General features: G+C 33.5%; 23 protein-coding genes. All 23 read left to right on the forward strand.

Annotated elements, in window-relative coordinates:
• A partial coding sequence (locus BCR26_RS08385) for a replication initiation factor domain-containing protein (protein WP_139124908.1) occupies positions 1-611 on the forward strand: 611 nt, incomplete at its 5' end.
• Positions 612-801: 190 nt separating this feature from the next.
• Entirely contained in the window at positions 802-2,031 is a 1,230-nt protein-coding gene (locus BCR26_RS08390) for an IS110 family RNA-guided transposase (protein WP_069698536.1), read from the forward strand.
• 152 nt (positions 2,032-2,183) lie between these two features.
• The gene (locus BCR26_RS08395; RefSeq protein ID WP_069698537.1) at positions 2,184-2,501 is read left to right on the forward strand and encodes a polymorphic toxin type 30 domain-containing protein; all 318 of its coding nucleotides are present in this window, start codon (positions 2,184-2,186) and stop codon (positions 2,499-2,501) included.
• Positions 2,502-2,518: 17 nt separating this feature from the next.
• Positions 2,519-2,941: a hypothetical protein gene (locus BCR26_RS08400; RefSeq protein WP_069698538.1), complete on the forward strand. Its 423-nt coding sequence runs from the start codon at positions 2,519-2,521 to the stop codon at positions 2,939-2,941.
• Positions 2,942-3,037: 96 nt separating this feature from the next.
• Positions 3,038-4,462, forward strand: coding sequence for a hypothetical protein (locus BCR26_RS08405; RefSeq protein WP_211272294.1), 1,425 nt, complete (start codon positions 3,038-3,040; stop codon positions 4,460-4,462).
• A 182-nt stretch (positions 4,463-4,644) separates the two neighbouring features.
• Complete coding sequence (locus BCR26_RS08410) at positions 4,645-5,199, forward strand: hypothetical protein (RefSeq protein ID WP_069698540.1); 555 nt, start codon at positions 4,645-4,647, stop codon at positions 5,197-5,199.
• Positions 5,177-5,608: a hypothetical protein gene (locus BCR26_RS08415; RefSeq protein WP_069698541.1), complete on the forward strand. Its 432-nt coding sequence runs from the start codon at positions 5,177-5,179 to the stop codon at positions 5,606-5,608. The genes BCR26_RS08410 and BCR26_RS08415 overlap by 23 nt, the downstream gene beginning before the upstream one ends.
• A 12-nt stretch (positions 5,609-5,620) precedes the next feature.
• Positions 5,621-6,160, forward strand: coding sequence for a hypothetical protein (locus tag BCR26_RS08420; RefSeq protein WP_069698542.1), 540 nt, complete (start codon positions 5,621-5,623; stop codon positions 6,158-6,160).
• Positions 6,161-6,211: 51 nt separating this feature from the next.
• On the forward strand, positions 6,212-6,577 hold the full coding sequence (locus BCR26_RS18000) for a ribonuclease domain-containing protein (RefSeq protein ID WP_084387078.1): 366 nt from the start codon (positions 6,212-6,214) through the stop codon (positions 6,575-6,577).
• A 23-nt stretch (positions 6,578-6,600) separates the two neighbouring features.
• A complete protein-coding gene (locus BCR26_RS08430; RefSeq protein WP_069698543.1) occupies positions 6,601-6,894 on the forward strand; it encodes a barstar family protein in 294 nt (97 codons plus the stop codon).
• Between the two features lie 1,158 nt (positions 6,895-8,052).
• Positions 8,053-8,775 (forward strand): CRISPR-associated endoribonuclease Cas6, encoded by a 723-nt coding sequence (gene cas6 / locus BCR26_RS08435; RefSeq protein WP_069698544.1) that lies wholly within the window; start codon positions 8,053-8,055, stop codon positions 8,773-8,775.
• A 23-nt stretch (positions 8,776-8,798) separates the two neighbouring features.
• Positions 8,799-10,493, forward strand: a complete 1,695-nt coding sequence (gene cas8a1 / locus BCR26_RS08440; RefSeq protein WP_069698545.1) for a type I-B CRISPR-associated protein Cas8b1/Cst1 — start codon at positions 8,799-8,801, stop codon at positions 10,491-10,493.
• 3 nt (positions 10,494-10,496) lie between these two features.
• On the forward strand, positions 10,497-11,369 hold the full coding sequence (cas7i, locus tag BCR26_RS08445; protein WP_069698546.1) for a type I-B CRISPR-associated protein Cas7/Cst2/DevR: 873 nt from the start codon (positions 10,497-10,499) through the stop codon (positions 11,367-11,369).
• Positions 11,356-12,108 (forward strand): type I-B CRISPR-associated protein Cas5b, encoded by a 753-nt coding sequence (cas5b, locus tag BCR26_RS08450; protein WP_084387079.1) that lies wholly within the window; start codon positions 11,356-11,358, stop codon positions 12,106-12,108. Before cas7i ends, cas5b begins: the two co-directional genes overlap by 14 nt.
• A 15-nt stretch (positions 12,109-12,123) precedes the next feature.
• Positions 12,124-13,164: a CRISPR-associated endonuclease Cas3'' gene (locus BCR26_RS08455; protein ID WP_069698548.1), complete on the forward strand. Its 1,041-nt coding sequence runs from the start codon at positions 12,124-12,126 to the stop codon at positions 13,162-13,164.
• 31 nt (positions 13,165-13,195) lie between these two features.
• The gene (locus BCR26_RS08460) at positions 13,196-14,188 is read left to right on the forward strand and encodes an FtsK/SpoIIIE domain-containing protein (protein ID WP_069698549.1); all 993 of its coding nucleotides are present in this window, start codon (positions 13,196-13,198) and stop codon (positions 14,186-14,188) included.
• A gap of 395 nt (positions 14,189-14,583) precedes the next feature.
• Positions 14,584-16,212 (forward strand): pyridoxal phosphate-dependent decarboxylase family protein, encoded by a 1,629-nt coding sequence (locus BCR26_RS08465; protein WP_069698550.1) that lies wholly within the window; start codon positions 14,584-14,586, stop codon positions 16,210-16,212.
• A 13-nt stretch (positions 16,213-16,225) separates the two neighbouring features.
• A complete protein-coding gene (locus tag BCR26_RS08470) occupies positions 16,226-17,377 on the forward strand; it encodes a pyridoxal phosphate-dependent aminotransferase (protein WP_379962702.1) in 1,152 nt (383 codons plus the stop codon).
• Entirely contained in the window at positions 17,374-17,724 is a 351-nt protein-coding gene (locus tag BCR26_RS08475; protein WP_069698552.1) for a hypothetical protein, read from the forward strand. The genes BCR26_RS08470 and BCR26_RS08475 overlap by 4 nt, the downstream gene beginning before the upstream one ends.
• A gap of 270 nt (positions 17,725-17,994) precedes the next feature.
• The gene (locus BCR26_RS08480; RefSeq protein WP_084387080.1) at positions 17,995-20,784 is read left to right on the forward strand and encodes an ATP-binding protein; all 2,790 of its coding nucleotides are present in this window, start codon (positions 17,995-17,997) and stop codon (positions 20,782-20,784) included.
• A 12-nt stretch (positions 20,785-20,796) separates the two neighbouring features.
• Positions 20,797-22,623, forward strand: coding sequence for a hypothetical protein (locus BCR26_RS08485; RefSeq protein WP_069698553.1), 1,827 nt, complete (start codon positions 20,797-20,799; stop codon positions 22,621-22,623).
• 28 nt (positions 22,624-22,651) lie between these two features.
• Positions 22,652-23,710 (forward strand): phage tail tip lysozyme, encoded by a 1,059-nt coding sequence (locus BCR26_RS08490; RefSeq protein ID WP_245341944.1) that lies wholly within the window; start codon positions 22,652-22,654, stop codon positions 23,708-23,710.
• Between the two features lie 11 nt (positions 23,711-23,721).
• Positions 23,722-23,931, forward strand: a complete 210-nt coding sequence (locus BCR26_RS08495) for a hypothetical protein (protein ID WP_069698554.1) — start codon at positions 23,722-23,724, stop codon at positions 23,929-23,931.
• The last annotated feature ends 2 nt before the right edge of the window (positions 23,932-23,933 follow it).

Here is a 23,933-nt window from a genome sequence, read left to right on the forward strand (position 1 = left end):
TTAGCGAAACACATAGTTACCACGATAGTAAGTTCTCTCTAAATGATGGAGCGAAAACTTTATATATTGGAGCTAGAAAATCCAGAGTTCGTTTTCGGTTCTACGATAAGGACAAAGAACAAGCGCTAAAACAAAAGTTACCAATGGACAATTTAAAAAGCTGGAAACGTACAGAAATACAGCTTAGAGACGAATACGCTACACAAATGTGTCAACAGATAGCGTTCAGCCAAAAGAGCTTAGGTAGCTTGATATTTGGGTTTTTAAAAGCCAATCTGACTTTTCACACGGAAACAGGAGAACTATACCGCTCATGGCAACGATTTATCGGAAGTGTAGAACCATTGAAACTAAAAGCCACAAATGAAACCACAACATTACACGATACACAAAATTGGTTAGAAACAGGTGGTGTCTTGTCTATCCTCAAAGGATTTAAATTATTAGAAGAAAACCATGCACTAGGTGATTTACAATCCGTTGAACACTTAGTACCACAATCGTTATTTAGTCGTTCCTTTAGTCAAAAACTAGTTGCTCATGTGTCTATGCTTAATCGCATTGACCTCGTCAAACAAATTCAAGACCAAACAAAAAAAGCAGAGTTTTAAAAAATAAGAAACGAATTTCTTAGATTCTAAACTCTGACCTCAACAATTAGAGTATATCATAATCTAAGAAATTCTCCAATTCAAGAAAATGGATAGGCTGACGCTTTCTTGCCCGTTACTCGTACTATTGAGTAAGCAGAGGCTTCAAACTGAGATTGCCACTATTTGATTGAATAGAATAGGAGAAACAATGGACAGAACCAAGTATTTGTATGTTGGTATGGACATACACAAAGAGACCCATACCGCAGTATTATTGAATTACCTAGAAGAAAAGCTAGGCGAAGTAAAGATTACAAATAATCTACGAGGGTTTCACAAGTTAGAAAAATACGTAACAAAACAACAAGGTGAACTGATTCCAATTTTCGGATTGGAAGACGTGACCCATTATGGTCGGAATTTATCTATTTTTCTTTTGGATAGAGACTATCCAGTAAAAGAAGTGAATCCCTCACTTTCTTATATGGAGCGCATGAGTTATGCCAGTACGAGGAAAAATGATACATGGGATGCCCAATGTATTAGTTCTGTATTGATGAGACGTTCTCATCTTTTACCAGACGCTAACCCACAAGATTATTATTGGACAATGCGCCATTTAGTCAATCGCAGAAATGCACTGGTAAAAGCAAGTACAAAATTAATGCAACAATTTCACGAACAGATACAAACCGCTTATCCCAATTACAAAGGCTTTTTTACAGAGTTAGATTGTCAAACTTCATTAGCATTTTTTGAAAGTTATCCTTCACCAAACTATTTAGAGAACGTATCAGAGGATGAACTAGGGGCATTTTTAAGAGTGCCAAGTCATAATACTTGTTCAACGAATCGGGCAAGAAAAATCCTTGATTTGGTGGCACAAGAACAACTAAAAAATTTAGATTACCAACAAGAACGTGATTATCTTGTACAAAGTATTGCTCAACAAATTCGATTCATTTTACGAGAAATTGAAAGCATTGAGCAATTAGAAAAGAAAATGTATGCAGAATTAGGCTATCAATTAGAAACAATACCAGGGATAAATACAGTGACAGCCTGTGCATTGGTAGCCCATGTAGGAGATATTCATCGGTTCACCAGTCCGCACAAGTTAGCGAATTATGCTGGGGTCGCTCCTTTACATTTTGGTTCAGCAGGAAAAGGGAAAGACGTACAAAATAAAAGCCAAGGAAACAGACATTTATACTCTACTCTTTATTTCCTAGCGATACAGCAAATCTATCTCACGAATAAAGGAGAAGCAAGAAATCCAGTTTATCGTGCTTACTTTGAGAAAAAAATATCCGAGGGGAAAACCAAAATACAAGCCTTAATCTGCATTATGCGAAAATTAATTCGAGTAATCTATGCCATGATGAAGAAAAAAGTGGTGTATGAACTCCCTGTACTAAAAACAGTAGCGGCAAGCTAAGAAATTTGTGTTAGAATGTTGGTAAAACAATGTTCTAACACATTATTTTAGAAGTATATTTCAGCCCAAAGAAAGCTAGTGGGGCTGGTGGATTAGGTTCAGGAAATATTGGGGACTTTAGTAATTTACAAGGTACTAGTATAGACGATATTTTGTCTAGAATTCCTAAAGAAGCCAATAAACGAGTATTAACACCTCAGCCAGGAAAAGTAACAGAAGGATTTGAATATACATGGAAAACTTCTGAGGGAGCAAAAATGACTGTCAGAGTTCATGGACCAGATGCATCAGCACCAGCAGGAAGTAATGCTGCAAATGATTGGGTTGTGAGGGTACAACAAGGTAAAAAATATTTAGATCCTATATCAGGAGAATTTCAACCACCTGGAATTTCAAGGCCTAATAGTGAATTTTATAATGAGGAACTTATAAACAATACTAATATTCCAATTCAAGCACCAAAAAAATAGAAGAAGGAGGAATCTAAATGGACTGGTTAAGTATCTTAAAAGATTCAGAAAAAAGTAAGAATGATAAATTAGAAGCGATAGGTTATATCAGAGATATTTTAGATTATGGTGGCGAATCAGATGATCAAGCTACAAAAATAATTGATGATTTAGCCGTTCAAGCTACACTACAAAATGATGATGATATTAAAGAATCAATACTGGATGCAATGCTAGAAGGGTCAAAAGCTCCGTCTGTTGAAAAATCAATTAATTTGACTCCAATCATCAAACATTTAAATGAATTTAATGATGAATGTTTGAGCTATATATTAAGTATGCTTGGAAATTCAGGAAATATAAAATACAGACCAATTATTGAGTTATACAAAGATAAATCTAGGCTAGAAGAAGATGTTCAAGAAGCATTATCAGAACTGGATTATCGAATAAGAAAATAAAAAAGGCGCTTTATCACTAATCAAGTTGCCAAGGGTTACGTGCTTTTTATGCACAGTGATTCAGATATGAAGCGTAAAGTTATTGAAACAGTATTGGTGAGTCAACACCCACGGATACTGTTTTTTTGTATTACCAATAGTAGCACGTGTAACCCAAGTTCAGGAACATTTGATATCGCAAAAATGGATATGCGTTGGGCGAAGCCAATTACGGATAATTGGAAAAAGCGGGAACAAAGAATCAAAACAGCCAAAGCGAAAGAAGCAAAACAAAAGATTTCAAAGCTGGATGGCTATACCATAGAAGTTTATGATCTAGGAAATGGTGAAAAGTTATTTATCATCAAAAAAGGCGAGAAAATTATTTCTCGGAAAAGCAAACCAGACTTGTATGATATCTTAGACGATTACAAAGACTACTTGCCAAAAGAGAGAGCAAAAGTAAAAAAACTTAAAATAATGAAATTTGAAGCGCCACTAATCGTACCAGCAGGTAAAGGAATCGATTTAATTGGAAAAATCGGTCAGATTAGCCAAGGGCTTGGCAACTTAGGAATTGGTAAAGATATACTTGATAAAATCAATGATGTGACAGTTTGGCAAGCAAATAGACGAGTTAAAGAAATAAAAGATTCAAAAGAAAAATTGCCTCAACAAGGCTTAGTAACTGGAGGAGTGGAAGGAGCTCCACCTGTAGATGCAGGGAAACAAGGGAAACACCAGGAAGGACATAGAAATAATGAACAATCTTTAGAAGACAAATCAACATGGATAGATGGAGAAAATGGTGTTCGAGAAACACAAGAGGCTTGGCAAAAAGGAGATTGGGCTGATGGACGTGAGGGCACTGTGAAAGAATATGATTCAGGAGAAGTAGTTGGTAGTGACGGAGTAACGACTGAAATTGTAGTTCATATCGACGGAAAAGGGAACATCCATGGATATCCTAAAATACCCAAAGAAATACGAGGAGGAAACTTAATGAACGCAAATGAACAAGCGATTAATTTTGTAAAAAGAAGTTTGAAAGAAGGGGACTATGGATATGTCTTAAGAAAATATGTATACAGCGATGAATGGGATGAACATTTATTAAAAAATATGGAAGGAATAGTGTTTAAACCGTCAGGCAGTTTTGATTATACTAGATGCTTTTCTTATATGTTTATGGAAGACATTAAATTATCCAACCCTTTTTTTACAATAGAAGCAAAGAATGAAGTTATGGAACGTGGTTATATAGAATATATTGGGTTAAAGATATCAGCAATAAGTCCGTTTTTTACGCTTAGAAAAGCACAATATCAAAAACCTAAAGAAGGTATAACTCTAGATATAATCGATTTAACAGAATTTAAAAATAAAAAGTTAGAAAAAAAATATACAGAACTAATAGAAGTTTTAACTGAACAAAAACTGATTTTGGTCAACAGAGAAGAATTAAAGAAAGTTCCTTTAGACATTCCTTTGGAAAACTATGAACCAGAAGAAGTAACATATTTAAGCTATCTATTTGAATAAAAGTAATTAGAACAACACTTGTCTTAAAATGATGAGTGTTGTTTTAATAAAATGGTTGCAACAGGCATTGATCCTTATACTGGAAGAAAATTAGCCGGTTAAGGAATCTAGCAATTCAAGACCTCATCTCGAAAGAGGAAAAGTGGAACCCACGCTTAGAAAGACGCTATGAAAATGCCATGATGGCGGTGCAGAAGCTAGAAGAGCGAATTCAGAAACTCCATGCGTTCAATGCTTCTTCTGCTAGTATTTTTTCGGAATATGAATCCTGTTTAGCGCAACTAAACACTGGCATATCCGCGATTGCTAATAGTGGTGCATGGAACGCCAGTTCAGGAACATTTGATATCGCAAAAATGGATATGCGTTGGGCGAAGCCAATTACGGATAATTGGAAAAAACGGGAACAAAGAATCAAAACAGCCAAAGCGAAAGAAGCAAAACAAAAGATTTCAAAGCTGGATGGCTATACCATAGAAGTTTATGAGCTAGAAAATGGTGAAAAGTTATTTATCATCAAAAAAGGCGAGAAAATTATTTCTCGGAAAAGCAAACCAGACTTGTATGATATCTTAGATGACTACAAAGACTACTTGCCAAAAGAGAGAGTAAAAGTAAAAAAACTTAAAATAATGAAATTTGAAGCGCCACTAATCGTACCAGTAGGTAAAGGAATCGATTTAATTGGAAAAATCGGTCAGATTAGCCAAGGGCTTGGCAAACTTAGGAATTGGTAAAGATATACTTGATAAAATCAATGATGTGACAGTTTGGCAAGCAAATAAACGAGTTAAAGAAATAAAAGATTCAAAAGAAAAGTTGCCTCAACAAGGCTTAGTAACTGGAGGAGTGGAAGGAGCTCCACCTGTAGATGCAGGGAAACAAGGGAAACACCAGGAAGGACATAGAAATAATGAACAATCTTTAGAAGACAAATCAACATGGATAGATGGAGAAAATGGTGTTCGAGAAACACAAGAGGCTTGGGAAAAAGGTAGGTGGGCTGAGAATAGAGAAGGAACCGTTAAAGAATATGATACAGGCAGAGTAATTGGTAGTGATGGTGTCACAACTGAAATAAAGGTTCATATTGATGGGAAAGGGAACATCCATGGATGTCCTAAAATACCACCAAAAGAGGAGTAAGGAGATAACGAGATGAATAGTAATGAAAGAGCAATTAATTTTGTGAACAGAAGTTTACGATCAGGCGATTATGGATATGTATTGAGAAAATACGTCAAGGGTAACGAGTGGAATACGTATCTATTAAATAATATGGAAGGCATTATTTTTAAACCTAGAACGAGTTTTGAATATGCAAGGTGTTTCTCATATTATTTTTATGAGGACATTGATTTGAAAAATTCTTTTTTTTCAGAAGAAGCAACGAAAGAAATAATCAAGCGTGGATATATAGAGTTTATTAGTTTGCAAATCTCAGCAATAAGTCCGTTTTTCATCATTAAAAAAGCACAGTATCTAACACCTAAAGAGGGGGAAACGCTGGATATAATAGAGTTAGAAGAGTTCCAAAATACAGCACTCGAAAAAAAATATACAGAACTAATAGAAGTTTTAACTGAACAAAAACTGATTTTGGTCAATAGAGAAGAGTTAAAAAAAGTTCCTTTAGATATTCCTTTGGAAAACTATGAACCAGAAGAAGTAACATATTTAAGCTATCTATTTGAATAAAATTACTTAGAACAACGCTTGTCTTAAAATGATGAGTGTTGTTTTAATAATATGCTTGTAACAGGGATTGATCCTTATACTGGAAGAAAATTAACTGATTGGGAGATTGCACAAGCTAAGTCACTAGCTATTTCAACAGCAGTAGCCCCCGCGTATCAAGCGGTAGTCCTTGGAATGCTCGCATCAAAAATAGAAAATTATGTTCCTTGTGGGCAAATAGGAGGAGATATTTATCAAAATACTACCAAACTTTTGCCAGAAGTTCTAGGAAGAGTGTGGCGTGAAGCTGATGTAGGTTTAATAGGAGATATGTCACGAGCGAAGCAATCTGGAACAAAATTACTTTACTCAAATGATGGATTGCTCTATATAACAACGGACCATTACAAAACAATGCATTTTATTGGTAGTTATTAGAAATTATTAGGAGTGAAAATAATATGTGCGATTCAGTAAAAAAAGATATTACGATAGATTTAAAAGGAGTATCAACTAAAGAAAAGTTACAAATTTTATTAAAACAAAATCTTGATTTCCCTGATTATTATGGAGAAAACTGGGATGCTTTTTGGGATACTATAACGGGGTTAGTTGAATTGCCAGAGAAAATTACATTCGAACATTGGTTAGACATAGAAAAGACTATTACAATTGAAGCAAATACATTAAAAGAGATGCTTAATAACTTCAATAAAAAATATCCTATGATGAAATCAGAAGTAACATATAAATAAAAAAGGCACTTTATCACATGACTGGTAATCGAGTGATAAAGCCTTGACTAGCAAGCGTGAACTCACTAATCAAGGTGGCAGTAGCTAACAAACGCTAGCTTTTTTTATTGCACAGAAATACAAAGAAATTTTCTAGTTCTGAGTAATATATTCTTGCAGTACGGAAAGACTGACACGCTTTCTGTTGAATTAAAAGAAGTATCAGAATTAAGGGAAACAGACCACTACTTGAGAATTTATCGAAATAATCAAGAGATAGCAAATATTTGTTTTGGGAGAATTTTTTAATTACTATAGAGCAATAAAATAAAAAGCACTTTGCTATACGATCGGCGTCGGATAGTAAAATGTTGACTAGTAAGTCTAAGTTCACCCATCAATTCGTCAACATCTGATGTTGGGTTAATCGGAGACATGTCATGAGTGAAGTAAGCTTAAGATTCCCTCTTATGAGGATACTGAACTAAAAAATCATTTCTTAAGAAGGAGCAATGAAATAATTCAATAAGGATATTTAAATTTAATTAATTTAAAAATATTATAAATCAGTCATTTTTTTATTATTTTAAAAGTGAAAGATGAAAAAAGTAAGTATAACATTAGATACAATCACGTTGACCGAATTCAAAAGTATATTCATGAAAAAATTATGCGGAATGAATGGAAGAATTGACCAAACAAAAGTCCTTTAAAAATTTCACTGGAAGGTTACGAACTAATGGAAGTGATATAGTGAAGTTATTTATTTGAATTAAAAATTGTAAACTATACTTGTCTAAATAGAGGAGTATTTTTTAGGGACAATAACGCTATCTTTTTTTACGATTATATAATATTCATGAAAATTATAAAAAAATTAAATACAATAAATGAAGTCTGCGACTAGAGACAGATGATGAAAATGTTATGTTGGCTATTCAGAAATTAGAAGACCGACTTCAAAAATTGTCTATATGAAAGAATATCAAACGACTAAATTAAATCCTATCACTTATAAATAAATTCCAGACGTATTTTTTATGTCTGGATTATTTAGTCTGATTATAATCATTTTTTGAATTTTGAGCATAAAAGTTTAAAAAATGAAGGGTATTAAAAAATAATGTACCTTTTTGATTATTCAAATGTTATAATTTTTGTTAAAGGAGGTCATTTCGCATGCAATTAAAGATAAAGTGTGAGCTTACCAATGAGCAGATAACGATAGATTACCGTCGTAAAATTGTTATGCTAATGAAAAAAGGGTTATCTGAAACAAATCCTTCGCTATTTGAAGAATTGTATTCTGAGAATAAGTTAAAAGAATATACATTTTCAGTTTATTTTAAAGATGCCGTGTTTAAAAAAGAAGACATTCAAATTAACAGTAAAGAATTTGTGATTAATTTTTCAACAGGCAACGCTGAATTAGCAGTGAATTTTTATAATGCCTTCTTATCGTTAAAAGGCCAACAAATCCCGTTTTCTGGTAGTAATCAAGTGAAAATTTATAAGGTAAGTTTGGTTCCACAAGTCAGAAGTAATGAAGAACAGGTTATAGCAACAATCAAGAGTCCGATTATTTGTCGAGAGCATAATCGAGAAACAAAAAAGGATTGGTTCTATACATTTGAAGATACTCGTTTTGAAAGCGTTCTTAAAAAGAATCTGACTTATCAATTAAAGCCAATCTTCGGTAACTGTGTTGAAAAAGATATTCTTGATTTACAAATTGAAAATATAAAAATGAAAAAAACGGTTGTCCTCTGCTACGATCGTTACTTGGCTTGCACTATTGGGCGGCTAAGTCTAAGTGGCAAACCTTACCTAGTGAATTACTTTTTGGACAATGGATTCGGGTCAATGACCGGGCTTGGCTTTGGCATGGTTGAAGCGACCTGAAAAAGGGGAGGGGGAGAGAGTAAATGGGAGAAAAAATAACGTTACATTTAACCGATTGGCAGTATAATGCTGGCTTAGTGGGACTTGTTAATATTCTAGGAAGAGATAATTTCCTTATTAAGGATCAAAGTATTACATTTTCTAGTGAATTACTGGTTGATTTTCAAAATAAATATTTCAATTTTTTTATTGATACGTATAAGAAAACCTTGTCTTGGTACAAAATTATTTCTTACCAAGAACGAATAGATTATTTTGAAGAGACCAATTTTGAAACATTCAATGAAAAAGATTTAGATACCCTCAATACTTATATTAAAGATACAGTTAAATACTATCTTAAGAGCGCTAGTTATAAAGCAGCGTACCCTTTAATTGATGCAACGGTTAACCCACAGATATGGGAAAAGGAGTTAAAAACAGTAGGTTCATTGAAGAAAAGAGAAACGTTTGAAGAAAAACGGAGCGAAATTATCTTAGAAGTTCAAGCTGTATTTTCGCAATTAAAAAAGATTATTGCTTATTGTAACAGTGATTTAGGGAGGAAATATTTAGCTGGAAAAAATGTTATTTATACAGTTATTCGCAACGGTTGGGATGGGGTTTCTTTTTTATTTCGACAAACGAAAATTCCAGACATGTACCTTGATTATCAAAGCTATTTTTTAAGTGAATTAACCGAGTACACAGCTGAAAAAGAGAAGTACAAACATCATTGTTCAAATTGTAATCAACCAATGAAAAACTATAAAAATGATTTGAATTTTCTAAATCAAACGGGTTTCGATGCCAATCGTAAAACCTCCCACGTTTGGAATTTTAATAATGACATAGCGGTTTGTCCAATGTGTAAATTGGTTTATTCTTGCTTGCCGGCTGGTTTTACATACGCTTATCAAGAAGGAATGTTTATTAATGCTAATACTGAGGCCAAAATGTTATTAGATACCAATCAGCTGTTACAAAGAAATGTTCTAAACCCAGTTGGCGAATCAACGCTCAATGAAACCAGTCCTTATGTTGCGTTATTACAAGGAATTCAAGAACAGCAGAATAAATCTACGAAATACGAGTTAGCCGAAATCCAAGTGGTTCGTTATGAAAAGGAAACGTATCGTTTTAGTTTATTGTCAAAAACAACATTGAGGATACTTAACGATTCTAAAAAGCAATTGGATTTCTTGATAAAAACTAGTTTTCGGGAAGTTAATACATCCTTTAGTTTGTATAAGCTTGTGATGCAGCGCTTGTTTAATAATGAGAATCTTTTTACACTCATTCATAAAACCTTGGTTTACAAGCTATCTAATGTTAGTGACTTGTATTATCAGTCATTTCATATTGACCAAATGTTAGTAATCAATACACATTTTTTAAGGGGGATTGGAAGAATGGAAAATATATCTACGAAACAAGTAAGCTATGCCCGTTATTTTGGAGAACAATTTAAAGAGTTGTATAAAAAAAGAAGTAATGAGCGTAAAATAAACGGAATTAGTTATCGCTTGTTAAACGCTTTGAAAACAAATAATCATGATTTATTTATGGATGTGTTACTGAATTGTTGTTCGTATTTAGCGATTGAAGTGCCAGCAGTCTTCCTAAAGAGTTTTGAAGGGGATGAAGAATTCAAAACGCTAGGCTATAGTTTTGTTTCAGGGATGATTGGCTCTACATCAGCAACAACAGAAAAAAATGAAGAGAACGTGGGGGAATAAACTATGGAAAATAAAGGACTAGCAATAACAATCATCTTTCAAGCAGAAAGTGCTAACTATGGCGAAGCTTTAGGTAATGTGGCGTCATTGAAAAAAATCTCACGTGATAACGGGGACCAATATACGTATATTTCTCGCCAAGCAATTCGCTATAACATTGTTGAACAACTGGGAGAAACACCAGCGCCTGTTTCTGCCGAAGTAAGTGGCGATAAGAAAGTTATTCAGTTTGCCCCGACAGCTATGATTACAGAGTATCCTGAAATTGATTTTTTTGGATACTTAAAAACGGAAAAAGGAACAGGTGGACATAAGAGATCAGCAAAAGTTCGTCTGTCTAATGCTATTTCTTTAGAAACCTTCAAAGGAGATTTAGATTTTTTAACAAACAAAGGTCAAGCAGATAAAATAGGTGAACACATGAATTTAGCTCAAGCAGAAATTCATCGCTCGTATTATCGCTATACTGTAACCATTGATTTAGATGAAATTGGAATTGATAAAGAATATGATATCGAAATAAATAATGCTGAAAAAGCTCGTCGTGTAAATAAACTGATGGATATACTAGCCTTTCTATATAGAGATATCCGTGGTCGTCGTGAAGATTTGAAACCGCTGTTCATTATTGGTGGTGTGTACGATGTGAAAAATCCGGTTTTCCAGAATGCCGTTGATGTGAAGAAAAATAAAATTGACATTGAAAAAATCGAAGGTGTGCTATATGAATCCATTCAAGATCAAACGTTATGTGGTGTGGTAGCTAATCAATTTGTCAATGATTCAGAGATCAAAGAAAAATTACATGCAACCAATATACCAACTTTCTTTAAAGAAATTAAGTCGAAAGTGACTGATTACTATGAAAGCAATTAAGATAAAACTTTGGCAAGATTTGGTTAATTACAAGAAACCTATGAGTTTTCAACTGAAAGAAACTTATCCTCTACCACCTTTTTCAACGGTTATTGGCATGGTGCATGCCTTGTGTGGTTACACAGAGTATCATGAGATGGATATTAGTGTAAAAGGAAAATATTTTTCCAAAGCCAATGATTTGGCCACGCGTTATGAGTTTAAGAATGGTATGACCTATGATGAAAAAAGACATCAGTTAAACGTTGAAGGGTTTGGTGTGAGTCGTGGGATTTCTACTGTAGAGTTGCTAGCAGATGTTGAACTGGAACTTCATATTATTCCTAAAGATCAAACACTCTTAGAAGAGATTTTTGCAGCATTCAAACAACCAAAAGAATATCCATCGCTAGGACGTCGTGAAGATTTGGTCACTATTCTTTCATCAAAAATAGTTTCTGTAGAAGAAAAAGAATTTGAGGATGATTTAAAATTAAGTAAAGACTATGCAGCATACATTCCTCTTGAATTAATTAAAGAAGAAAAATTAATTTATGGAGATTCAAAAGGTATTTCTTTTTATGGCACTAGATATCAACTGACAAAAGACTATACATTGGTCAATATTGGCAATAAAAAAACACCTAAAATGAAACGTGCTTGGAATAAAAAAGAGGTGATGTACGCTTCTTCTATTACAGTCTTTGAGGAAGAAAAAATTTTAGTAGATGAAGAAAACTCGGTTGTATTTGCGATTTAAATAGGAGGTTAGAAAATGAATCAGTATTTAGCGAAATCATCAGGTCAAACGATTGCAGAGCATACACAAGATTTATTGGCTAATTTTCAGTTATTAAAAGAAATCTATCCCAGTATCCGTGTGAACTGGGATTTATTGTATTTAGCCTGTTGTTATCATGATTTAGGTAAGATGAATCTGGCCTTTCAAAATAAATTGCTTCCAAATGGAAAAAGAGATCCAAAGGAAATTCCTCATGGCTTATTAAGTACGGCTTTTATTCCAGTGAAATCACTGAAAAAAATATACAGTAAAGTAGAATTAAGAGTCCTTGCTCACGCGGTGGCGTTTCATCATGTACGCAATTTTTCGACTATTTCTGAAGAGGATTTGGAGGAACAAGTTGGAAAAATGAAAATCGAAGCAGAAAATTTTTCCTGTGATTTTATAGAAGAAATTCAAGTGAAAATTTTATCAAAAAAATACGTAACTTTTGAAAATTGTATCTATGGAGAAGTCAATCAAGAAGAAGCAGACAGTTATTTAATGGTAAAAGGGCTGTTAAATCGAATCGATTATGCTGCTAGTGGCGGTATTGTAGTCGAACAACCTAATGATTTTTTACTAGCAGATATGAATCAGCTATTGGAAAAATGGCAAACAAGAACAGAAGCGAAGTGGAATGAACTGCAACTATTTATGTTAGAGCATCAAAATGAAAACGTTGTCGTTGTCGCGCAAACGGGCGAAGGGAAAACGGAAGCGGGGTTACTCTGGTTAGGAAATAATAAAGGTTTCTTTACATTACCTTTGAGGACAGCGATCAATGCAATTTATACACGTCTCAAAGAGGAGGTCTTTACTGAAAATTTTACTCAAAAAATTGGTTTACTTCATTCTGAAACGTATGGACAATACTTAGCAATGGAAGGCAATTCTAATGAGACTGAGGAATACTACACGAGAACGAAACAAATGACCTTACCTTTGACGATATGTACGATTGATCAATTATTTGACCTTGTTTTTCGTTATGATGGATTTGAGGCCAAACTAGCAACCTTGCTATCTAATTGATGTTCAAAGTAAAAGAATAAATTTTTCTGAAATGAATGCTGAAAGCGGCAAAGTAAAATTAATGAATGGTGTTGTATGGGAATATGATGAATTACCTCACATGTTGATTACTGGAGGAACTGGTGGAGGGAAAACATATTTTATTTATGCGTTGATTGCTTCACTTGGAATAGAGGGGCGTGTGCATATTGCTGACCCTAAAAAGGCAGATTTGGCAGATTTAGGGAACTTTAAAGCTTTTAAGGGATTAGTAGTAAGTGATAAGAAGGAAATATTTGAACAAATGCAAGAAGCGGTAGAGCTAATGGATAAACGTTTTTTGTATATGAAGAAACAGAAAATCTATACGATTGGAAAAAACTATCGCTATTATGGTATGAAGCCAGAGTTCTTTATTGTTGATGAATGGGCGGCGTTTATATCAGTGTTAGATAAATATGGGCGTGATGAAAATGCTTGTACAGAAGAAAATTTATATAGCAGCATTAGCCCCTTAGTATTGAAAGCACGTCAAGCTGGCGTGTTTTTTATTTTGGCTACTCAAAAAGCTGGAACAGATGTTATCCGTTCAGCGATTCGAGACAATTTAATGTGTAAAGTTTCGTTAGGTCGTTTGTCTGAACAAGGATATATCATGACTTTTGGTGATGAACAGAAAAATAAATCCTTTATCAATAAATATGGTGTCAAAGGAAGAGGATACATTGACGTTGGCGCTGGTGTTCCACAAGAGTTTTATTCTCCTTTAGTTGAAAAAGGTTTTGATTTTGTAGAACACTTTAGTAATATGCCTTCTATGCCTTATACAGATGTTTCAGATGTTGAAATGACAGAAGAGGATAAGGAATTGCTGAATGATGTTTATGGCGATCAATTCATAGAAGAGGAGCAAGAAAAGATTTCAATGCTTCAAGGGGAACGTAGGGAGCAGATACGAAAGGATAAGGATGGAAAAGCTGAGAAATTACTTTCTGATGTTTCCTATTCAGACCAATTGAAAAATTATTATAGAGAGTTGTCATAAAAAAATTATTCAGTCTATTCAAGTTACATCTTCAGATATTAAATTTCAGACATGTTTAGCTATTATTATTAGATAAAAAGAACAAAATATAAAATTAAATTAAGTATAATATATATTTATATTAATTGATAGAATCATTAGAAAAATAAAAAAGTATTCATAATTAAAAAGACAGCTGTTGATGTGGATAAAATAACAATAACTAGTGTATTTCTTGCATTTCAAAATGGTAACATGATAAAATCAAATTACTTTTTTAGAGTAAACTAAAAAAAGAGTGAGTAAAAGTGATTATTATTTACAGACCAAACTCTATTAAAGTACTTTTGAAGCAATAAACACATTGAATTATCAGATGAAATTTAAATATATATATGTAAGTAAGGAGTATTTTAATGGAAAATAAAAGTTTTTTGGAATTAGAGAATGAATTTCTGAATGCTAATGAGACTAATTATGAAACGTTTTTGAGTAAGCTAAGAGAGGTATTGGATTATGATGGTAATCAGATAGCTCCTAAATCTCCAATAACAGATTTTAATTATGAAGAGGAATTAAGTAAACATATATTGGCTTATGAAGGAGAAGAAAGTAAGACGGTATTAAAAGATTTTAGAACGATATTTGATGGCGCCATTAGACCACACTCACCGTATGCTTTATTTAATATGCTACCATCACCGTTACTAGATACCGTGGCTGCAAATACACTTACTCAATTATACAATGTGAATAGTTTAATGGATGACTTTGGAGGACGAGTATTGCTGGCTGAACAACAGGTATCAAGATCATTAGGAAAGCTAATTGGGTGGGATGAGGCAACTGGTATTTCATGTAATGGAGGCAAACTTACTTTACTTTATGCTATAAAATCAGCCATTGCTAAACAAGCACCAAGATCAACTAAAGAAGGAGTTCCTTCAAATTTGGTTGTTTTGACAAATGAATCTGCTCACTATTGTGTAGAGCATGTGTGCTCGATTCTTGGCATAGGCTCGAAACAATGTATCAGAGTTCCAGCTCAAAAAGACTGGCAAATGGACTATGATAAACTTAAAGAAATTGTACAAGAACAAGTCTCTAAAGGGAAAAAGATAGCAGCTGTCATTTGTTGCGGGGGAACGACAATTAATTTTGCTCATGATAATACAGATAAGACCCATACTATTGTGACTGAAACGTTAAAGGAGTTAGGAGAAACTTATCTTCCTCATTTTCATCTGGATAGCGTGATTGGCTGGTTATGGTTTAATTTTAATAGTGAGGATGATTACCTCTCGTTTGATGTAGAAGATTCAGTTCGATATAAAATTGAAGAAGTAATAAAAAGACAAGTAGGTATGGAAAAATTTGATTCTTTTGGTGTTGACTTTCATAAAAACGGACTTTGCCCGTATTCAACAAGTTTTTTTATAACAAAATCGAAAGAAGCATTTAATTCATTAAATGATGGCAGTTATAGTTATTCCGATGAGGACTATCACTATGGAAAGTTTAGAGCGTATCGTTATACGATTGAAAACTCGCGACCAACAATGGGAATTTCATCAGCTTATGTAGCTCTTAGGAGGTTAGGGATTTCAGGTTTCCAAAAATATCTAATTGAATTACAAGAAATGAGCTTGCAATTTAAAAATGCAATGGAAAACTATCCTAAGTTAAAATTAATTAATGATTATTCTTTGGGTTGGGAAATCGTTTTTTTAATTGACTTTCAAAAAGTAATTGAGAATACAACTTATAGCGAATCAAATATTGCTCAGGGATTTATTCACTATTGTTGGAATAAATGTAATAAAGGAGAACTAGTTCCACTAATCAGTTTTGTGCCAGCATATAAAGTTCATGCTAATTCTGCTGAACGAACAGCCTATTTGCTCTATCCAATTAATTTAGCTTCTAAATATGAGATAGAATCAATTTTGAACGCATTATTAGACGTAATTGCCGAATTTGAAAAAGACTTATTAAATGGTGATTACATAATAAGTCAAAAAGCTATGGAAAAACCAATTCGTTAAAGGAGAAATGGATTTGACTCAACAAAAAAATAAAAAAGATGATGTTTTTGATTTTATTGACAAAAAATTACAAACTAGCCCTAATATTGTAAACCTAGCAGTTGGAAATCCAATTGGAAAACCAAACAAAGTGTTGCTGGATTCATTGTGTCACTATATTCAAGAAAAAGATATGCATGGTTATGGAAGTTTTTCACCTGAAATAAATAAAAAGCTTTTGGAGAGTATTGCTCATTATTATTCTGCTAGGTTTGGAGTTGACTTGATACCAGAAGAAAACTTTATAGAGGTTCAGGGAACAAAAGTAGCCATCTATAGATTAATTTCTCTCCTTATTAATAAAGGTGAAAAAGTACTACTACCATCACCTACTTATACTGTGTATACAAAATGTGTTGAACTATTGAATGGTGAGATTATCTATTTCCCATGTGATCAAGAAACGTTTTATCCAGACCTAAATAAGATTTCTGAGAAGCAATTAAAAGATGCAAAATTGATGATATTGTGTTCACCAGGGAATCCAACAAGTGCTGTCTTAACAAAAGTATTCTTTGAAAAAGCTATTTCATTAGCCAAAAAATACAACTTCAAAATCATAAATGATTTAGCTTATGCAGAGATTCGTTATAATCATAACGAAGTATCGAGTATTTTCTCTGTTGACGGTGCAGAGGAAGTTTCAGTTGAACTTTATAGTTTAAGTAAATCTTGTAATATAGCTGGTTGGAGAATTGGGTTTGTTTGTGGAAACAAAGAAATTATTGCTCAATTAAAAGAACTTCAATTTAATATTGAATTTGGTTTATTTCTGCCTTTTCAAAAAGCAGCAATCACTGCACTAGAAAATTTACCTCAGATATCTAAGTTAGAAATAGCAAAGTACGAAGAGAGGATAAACTACTTTATTGTAGAAATGAAAAAAGTAAATTGGACAATATCAAAACCAAAAGCCTCTTTCTTTATATGGACTAAAATACCTCATAAATATAGTTATATGAGTGATAAAGAATTTGTGATATATGTCTTAAAAGAAACAAATATTTTATTTTCTCCAGGTAGTGGTTTTGGAAAAGGAGGAGAAGGATTTGTCAGAATTGCTTTGGTCCAAGAGATGGAGGTATTAAAAAAAGTAGTATCGAAGTTACAGGTATTGTTAGAATGAAATTTTTTTTAGGATTAAAGAAGGTGACTAAAGTGATTTTTTATACTGTTAAAGAAGTTTGTGAGGCGATTTCTTTTGAAATGAAAGAGAGAACATTAAGAAGCTGGATTAGTAAAATTGAAGAACGAACAGCCTTTCGTTTCACAAGAAAAATAAACATGGAATTTCCTCATTATGTCTATGGAAAACCAGTGCCACAATTACTACTAGATGAAGATGAAATTAGGTTACTAAAGAAGTTGTATGAAGAACGACAGAATGGGGCAAGTCTATTGGCAACAATTGACCGCCTTTTTTTGTTGCCAGAAGATTATGCACAGCGTTATCCAGAGTGGCAAAGAGGATAACACAAGTGTGTCGCAAGTGAAATACACGTGTGTTTTGTGGTTTGCGTAAGCAAAACCACTGAAAAACGCACGTGTATTTTGCTTCGCAAGATACACGAAGTGAATGTTGGGGCGTGAGCCCCAACATTTCCCAGCACCCCGATTGGTAATACGGGGTGCAGAAAAGGCAAAAAAGAAAACGAAGTAGCTTCAAAACCTTTTGATGCTAAGCGTTTAAGAGATTATTAAAGAGTAGACAAAATAGTTAAAAATTGTCTACTCTAGGGGGAAATGATGGACGGACAAGAGTTGAGACGAATTAGAAAGAAACTTGATTATAATTTGCGGGATTTTGCTGAAAAGGTCGGTATTTCAAGAGCCCAATTATCTAAATACGAACGAGAAGTCACCGGATTGTCAGAAGAAAGAGTAAATCAAATCAAACAAAAAATTGGTTTGGCTTTGGTGTCAGAGTGTGAGTTACATGTTCATTTTGATTATTTAAAATTTACTTTCTTTGATAGCACGATTCAAACAGTGATCGAAACAATAATAGGTATACCGATGAAATATTTTATTGTTGAAGAAACAAAGCAACACAATTACCAACTGAAATACAGTTGTGGCAACCTAGTTGTATTTGCTTGGATAGAGGATGATTCACAAGGGATTTTGATGGATTTAACTGGTCAAGGAGTCTATGAGTTAGAACAGTTTTTAGAAAGTAAAGAGTTGAATTTAAAGGATTGGTTAGCGAACGTTCTTGATTCTAGCTGGTACTTATCGAGAGGTTACTATTCTAGGCTACATTCTACAAGGTTAGATATTGCAATAGATGAAATTTATGATCCTATGAACGGAAATTTTGATTTATATGAACTAAAAAAACGTAGAGATCAAGATTTAATCAAAACAGATTTTCAAGTATACAGAGAACAGGAAAAAAAGTTTAGAGAAGATCATGGAGGATTAACTCTTTATTATGGCTCTCGTGGCGGTGAAGGGATGTTTGTGAGATTTTATGAAAAACGGTATGAATTAGCTAGTAAGATGAGAATGACGTTGGATGAAGTGTTGGAAGAACATGGAATATGGAATCGTTACGAACTTGAACTTGGGAAAGGCTATAATGAACAAGTTTTTAATGATTATATTAATGGTGTGTCACTAGATGAAATCGCAATAAATTTGTTGCTGTCAAAATTTGAAGTCTATGACGAACAAGTAAATAAAAGTGGGAATGTTGAACGTATGAGATTCCGTTCTGAATATGGTGAAAGCTTCTCTTCTTTCATGCCAGTTGATGATATGGGCGTATTTTTAGATGGTAATCACTTATTAGAAATTGTTCAAAAAATGCCGTTTGGTGTAGGAATGAAAATTCAAGCGGTTTTTAGTGAGAATAAGGGGCAATTAGCTTTGTCTGGTCGTTCTAGTCGGGCACGAACACGAACAAAAAACATTATGCAAGAAGCGCATGTTGCTGGAACAAAGCAAAAGAGGAAAATATTAGAAGGTCAGTTGTCACTAGATGATTTAGATCAAAAAATTGATGATGGAGAAGATATTCTTGATTGGAAAGCATTTCTTGTGGTTTCTGGTGCAATGAAGAAGCAAATGAATATTCGTAAAAAGTATTTATTAAACCGATTTAGTGGATTGAAAATGCCACTGTTAAAAGCAACTTTTGATAATCCGTACTTATTCCAATCAACACTTTATGGAAACTTTACGAAGTCAAAATATCAAAATTCAAAATGGCGACATACAAGTACCGTTGCTTCATTTGCAGAAATGAACTTCTTTACCTCCTTAAAATCTGGAACAAGTTTAGGGTTTTATTTTGGACGTGTTGATAGCACGATAGAAGAAAAAGAGGATAGGCAAGCGATTGTTTCAAATTCTAAAAACTTGATTTACTTAAATATTTTACTTTCAAATAAACAAAACATTAAAGGGAAGAAAACGAATAATCCTCATTTTGCTCTAGTAGGAGATACAGGAAATGGAAAGTCGGTAACAGCAAAAAAATTGTTTATGGAATGTGCGTTGATGAAAGATAGGGTATTATACATTGACCCTAAAAAAGAAATGCGCCGTCAGTATATGAGAGTGATAAATGATAAGGAATATCAAAAAAAATATCCGTTGGATGTTGAGTTTATCAAGTCTTTTAACTTTGTCACATTAGATGTTCGGGATAAAAAGAATATTGGTGTTCTTGATCCTATAGTATTGTTTGATAAAACAGAAGCGATTGCTACAGCAAAGGCGATGCTTACTAATATTTATGAGGGAACATGGAATTTAAAACAAAAAACAGCAATTAATGAAGCCATTTCAAAAGTCGTGGAGCAACGCCAAAAAGGAAAAATAGTTGGTTTCTGGCATGTGATTGATGAATTAGTTAATAGTAAAGTTGAGGACGTCCAAGACATGGGGCGTTTTTTAATTTCGACAATTAAAGGTTCTGTTTTAGAATTATCTTTTTCTCGAGGGGATGTAAAAGGGCTATCTTTTGATGCTAAGGTAACCATACTAGAAATTGAAGATTTAGACTTGCCGAAAGAAAAGAATGAAGTGTTGGATGAAAATAAACGTTTATCGGTAACCTTGATGTTTGCATTAGGTGAATTTTGTGCGAAGTTTGGTTCTCGTAATCCAAAAGAAGAAACGGTTGTTTTCTTTGATGAAAGCTGGATATTCCAATCGTCACCAGAAGGACGAGCTATTTTAAAATCAATGAAACGTGTTGGACGGTCTCAAAACAACTTTATGGTGTTAATTACGCAATCCGTTAAAGATTTAGACGATGGAGAAGATGGTACTGGCTTTGGTATGGTGATTTGTTTCGATGAAGTAAATAACCGAGAAGGTATATTAAATTATTTAAATCTGCCTGTTAATGAAACAAATCTCAAATGGGTAAGTAACATGGTACAAGGGCAATGTTTATTTAAAGATATGTTTAATCAAATCAATCGTGTAGTAGTGGATGTGATTTTTGAAGAATGGTTAGAATTGTTCAAAACAATTGATGATACAGATGCTTCAGTTATGGAAAATCAATTTGTCGCATAGGGAGGTGGAATGTTGAATTATGTATTAGATAGTTATACAGCTTATTTTGTGGAAGCTGGAGTATTGGAAAAAATATGGGAAATAATGAATTGGATTTTTGTAGATATTCCATTTGTTTTTTTAAGAGTATTGACTTCTATCTTTTTGCTATTTGAAAAAGCATTAGATCAATCAGAATTTTTCAGAGGAAAACAAGTTGAGGCCTATTATAAATCCGTCGAAATATTGAATAACTTTGGTGGACGTAGTATTTCAAAAGGTAGCTTGTTTGCTTTATTATTTTTGATTAGTGCATTTTATTTATTGTATCGTTTTTTTGTGTCTAGAAAAAATTTTTCAAAAATACTTTTATACTATGTTGGTGTAATTGTTGTGTTTATTTTTTGGTTTGGAAATGTTTCTACTTCAAATGGCGTATCTCAAAGTGGAGGAACATTTTTAATTTCTTCTGTATCGAATATAACAAAAGAAATGCGAGCAAAAATTTCTAATGCGACTAGTCCTTATTCTTCTGGTGATTCTTTAGAAAATGAAGATAGTCCGTTATTTAATGCGACAGTGAGACAAACGTTTTATTATGTCAATACTGGTTCATTAGATGGCACAATGCCTAATGGTGAGAAGATAGATGAAAAAAAGCTACTGATGCCAGTAGGAGCAAGTAGTGAAGAAAAAAAGAAATTTGAAGCAGAACGAAAAAAATATATTGAGGAACAAGTAAAAGAGAATGCATATCTTGAACAAAATGGGAAAAAGACTATTGAAAAGTTTTTTTCCATTATCGTAGGAAATATTAATTTAGTCGTTATTTCGATTCCTGTGAATTATATGCAAGCCTTGCTGACAATAATTGAGATTCTAGTGATTATGATACTTATTGCGTTTCCAGTGATTTTGTTGTGTGCGTTTATTCCAGCTTGTCAAAATATTCTATTTAAAACACTAAAAGGATTGATGGGACTGTTGTTTTTTCCTGTTATTCTAGGGGTTTTCATGTCAATATTCTTCTGGGTAAATTATTTAATAGATACAGCGTTTATGGGTGTTTTTTCAAAAGTAGATCAAACACTATTATTTTTCTTATCAAGTGGAACCAGTATATTGGCTGGCTCGATCATATTGATAGTGATTAAAATTGTTCTGTTAAGAAAAGTTTGGAAAAATAGATATGCTATTTTACGCTATTTTTCAGATGGAAAAGTTGAAATGCCTAATTTTGAACAGAAAATTCTTGAAGCGAAAGATAGAGCTGTTGAATTTGGTGGTGGTATTTTTGAAGCTGGTGTAGGTGCTTATACTGGAAATCCCAATATGGCAATGGATGGACTCTCAAAAATGAATACAGATGATAGTAAGTTTGATAAAGCTCTTTCTCTAGGTAATGAACATTTTATAGAAGAGAATGAGAAAGGAGAAGAGGAAACAGAGTCATTGATTCAAGATGTTGATGAACCGATAAATGAAATGGAAACAATGTATGAAATAGATGATGCTCCATTCGAGGAAATTGCTGGTGATGAAGGTATAGAAGACCGTTCGCTAGATGTTTACGCTGAAATGGATGGTTTAGCGGAAGATATAAATCAAGAAGATGAAGCATTAGTTATGGATGATTTAGATGAAATGAATGTGATTGTTGATAATGTAGATGAATTTTTACAAGAGGATGAAAAAATGTTCTTTGATCGAACAGATGAAGAATTACTTCAACAAAACGAACGTGATGTCATGCCAGAGGAAAGATTAAGTGAAATAGGATTGTTTGGATTAGATGATTCGCTTTTGAAATCAGATGAAACAGATAATCTTTTAGATGATGAAAGAGATTGGGAGACTTAAACCAGTCTCTTTTTTTGAGGTGAATAAGTTGAAAAAAATAATGTCTGGCTGCTTAGCACCTTTTGTATTGTTGCTTTTTCTAATAGTGATGATTGCATCAGTTTTTAGCAATATGGATGAAGGGGGAGATTTTACCCCACAAAATCCACAAGAAAAAATTGCTTTAGGGGTGTATAAATTTGTATTAGAAAATGGAGGGACAAAAGAATTTGCTTGTGCGTGGTTAGGAAATATGGAACATGAGAGCGGATTGCGTCCAGATGCGATTCAAGGAGGTGCTTTGTACAATGAAGCAATAGCAATGAATCCCGTTACTGGAGGTTATGCATTTGGTTTGGCTCAATGGGATAGTGACAGACGTGTAAAATTGTTAGAAACTGCTAAAAAAGAAAATAAAGATTGGAAAGACAGTGCTTTTCAGTTGTCTTTTGCTTGGGAAAAAGATGGTTCAGATAGTAATTTAATTAAAAAGCTGTCTAAACAAACTGATTTAAATACCACAACTGTTGATATCCTTGTGCAGTGGGAGCGTGCTGGAACAAGTCAAAATCCAGAAGAACAAGCAAGAAGGAAAGTCAGTGCAAATAATTGGTATAACCGTATTGTGAAGCAAGGGCTAGGCAATAATGTAGGTGTTGGAAATGGAGAGGTTGGTAGTTTAGAAGCTGTTTTAGGAAAGACTGTATATAACGGACAATGCTATGGATTAACCTCCTATTATGTAGATGGTTTCCAAACAGCTATACATTTAGGAGCTGGTAGCCCGCACGGGATTGCTAATTTTATTGTAGGTGTAAATACGGTAAATGCTTGGGAAATAGGTCGAGCTTACCTTTGGGATATTAATGGTTGGCAGGTGATTCATAATCCTAAGTTTAGTGATATACGAGCTGGAGATATTATTAACAGGTTGCCTGGTAGTCCTATTTCACCAGGAGTATATGGACACACAGGAATTATAGCAAGTGTGGATGCAAATGAACAAATTACGACTTATGAACAAAATGCAGAGCAAGGTGCAATTGTAGGGAAATACAGGCGACCGTGGGGGATTGCTTCTGTAGCAAGTATTGTTAGAAAAAAATAGGAGGAATGAGAATGTTTTGGAAAAAGAGTGTGCTAAATCGAAAACAAACGAAGGAAGTATGTGCTTTTTTTAAATGTACTAAAAATGAATTTGCGGTACGTAGGTTTGAGGATGGATTCTTAATTGCGTTAAAAAATAAAGAGTACCGAGTGAAATTTTCAGAAGGATTCCGAACGAAACTTGTATACGCTAAAGAAGTTCAAAGAATAGCTAGAAAGTAGGG

The organism is Enterococcus rivorum (assembly GCF_001742285.1).
Classification (GTDB): domain Bacteria; phylum Bacillota; class Bacilli; order Lactobacillales; family Enterococcaceae; genus Enterococcus_L; species Enterococcus_L rivorum.